Source organism: Mesorhizobium sp. CNPSo 4671 (genome assembly GCF_057784245.1).
In genome coordinates, this window is record NZ_JBWLUW010000058.1 from 1 (window position 1) to 1,490 (window position 1,490).

Genomic DNA, 1,490 nt, shown 5'->3' on the forward strand with positions numbered 1-1,490 from the left:
ACCCAGAACCAGTGATCCTCCCCCTCCACCTCGACAAACCGCGCCCCCGAAATCCGCGCCGCCAGATACCGCCCGGCCTCGACCCGTACGGCGCGGGACCAGCCTCTTGGCCAAGACTTTTGACAGCAGCGGCCGCACCTCGGTATCGCGCAGCGCCTGCAGCAGGCCTGCCACCGCGCCTGGCGGGCGGCGGCGACGCTGGGCGCGAAGGTCGGGAATGGCCGCCTTGCCAGTCCTGCCAATTCGAAAGTTCGACCTGCTGCCAGGTCTTGACGAAAATCGGTGCGCCTGACACGAGGGCAAATGGGGCATTCGCGCCATGGACGACGAGCAAGCGGTGGGCAAGCTTTGAAGCGCTTTTTTCGATTGCTTGCCGCCGTGGTCATGGCGTCCGGCGTGGCCGGCTGCACCAGCGTCTCCTACTACGCGCAGTCGCTGGAGGGCCATGTGCAGATCATGGCCGCGCGGAAAAATGTCGGAAAGCTCATCCATGATCCCTCGACGCCTGTGGCATTGCGCGCGAAGTTGACGTCGGCGAGCGCCATACGTCGCTTTGCCACGGATGAGCTGGCGCTGCCCGATAACAGCAGCTACCGAAGCTATGTCGACATCGGCCGGGACAATGTGACCTTTGCCGTTTTTGCCGCGCCGCAATTCTCGCTCACGCCACGGACATGGTGCTTTCCGGTCTTCGGCTGCGTTCCGTACCGGGGCTACTTTTCCCAGAAATCCGCGGCTGAAAGTGCTGCCGAACTGCAGCGACAAGGGCTGGACGTCTACGTCTCGGGCGTCACTGCCTATTCCACGCTTGGCTGGTTCAGCGACCCGCTGCTCAGCACCATGCTGCGTCAGGACGCCATATATCTCGCAGGCCTCATCTTCCATGAACTGGCGCACCAGAAAATCTATGTGAACGGCGACTCCGCGTTCAACGAGGCTTTCGCGGTTGCCGTCGAAATCACCGGGGTGAGGAAATGGCTGCGCGCCACCGGCAATCGCGCCGGATTGCTCAGTTACGAAATCGATCGCCGGCGCAAGGCGGATTTTCTCGGACTGATAGCGAAAACGCGGGACGAGTTGATGCAGGTCTATGGCAGCCCCCGCACTTCGCAGCAGATGGCTGCCGCCAAAACAGCCGCGATCGACAGGCTGCGGGTGCGCTACCGGCAAATGCGCGACACGCGCTGGGCCGGATATCGCGGATACGATGCCTGGTTCAATAATCCCATCAACAACGCAAAGCTCGCCGCGACGTCCGTCTACGGCGAACAGGTTCCGGCGTTCCTTCGCCTTTATGACTTGTGCGCAGGCGATTATCCCACGTTCTATGCTTCCGTACGGCGGATTGCGGCATTGCCCCAGCCTTCCCGTGCGGAGGCACTGAGCAACGCGACTGCGTGTCATTGACGTCGACCAGCACGGCGGCGCCTGACCAACGCCGGTTCTGGCCGATAGGCGCGGGAGCGCGGCCTGCCTCACCCACCCCGCAC

Annotated in this window: 1 protein-coding gene; it reads left to right on the forward strand. The window is 63.0% G+C overall.

All coding sequences use genetic code 11. From position 1 onward, the window contains the following. Positions 1 to 384: 384 nt before the first annotated feature. Positions 385 to 1,407, forward strand: coding sequence for an aminopeptidase (locus AC04SF_RS37325; RefSeq protein ID WP_488481869.1), 1,023 nt, complete (start codon positions 385 to 387; stop codon positions 1,405 to 1,407). The last annotated feature ends 83 nt before the right edge of the window (positions 1,408 to 1,490 follow it).

What these genes read in the sequence shown, in the direction of transcription:
- AC04SF_RS37325 (WP_488481869.1), top strand. Translation starts at nt 385, where the DNA reads ATGGCGTCCGGCGTGGCCGGCTGCACCAGCGTCTCCTACTACGCGCAG.